Below are 278 nucleotides of genomic sequence, written 5' to 3'. Positions count from 1 at the left end.
CTTTTAGTTCTTGATATGAAAACCGGAAAAGAAGCATCCAACAAACCCATTGAAAGCATTTTAACAGATAATACCCTTGATAATATTGAATCTTACCGGTCAGGATACAGGAAACTTGATAATGATAAAACTTTTGATGACAAATTTGTTTTGTTAGGCAGAAATTATGACCAGTTTGAAACTGTGGGATATGCAAGAATGATGATCAACAAAACAGACTTTACCATAGATAGCAAGTGGATCAACTTTAGCCCGGATCTTGAAAGTTTTTTGCCTAC

The 278-nt window shown here is 34.2% G+C and carries 1 pseudogene; it reads left to right on the top strand.

The features are described from left to right. Positions 1-15 precede the first annotated feature (15 nt). Positions 16-278, top strand: a pseudogene (locus SB679_RS23905) (hypothetical protein); the annotation flags it as partial.

This window comes from Chryseobacterium sp. SIMBA_029, assembly GCF_046535275.1.
Classification (GTDB): Bacteria; Bacteroidota; Bacteroidia; order Flavobacteriales; family Weeksellaceae; genus Chryseobacterium.
Note: the sequence above shows the minus strand (reverse complement) of the source record. Positions and strands in the feature narration are given on the sequence as shown.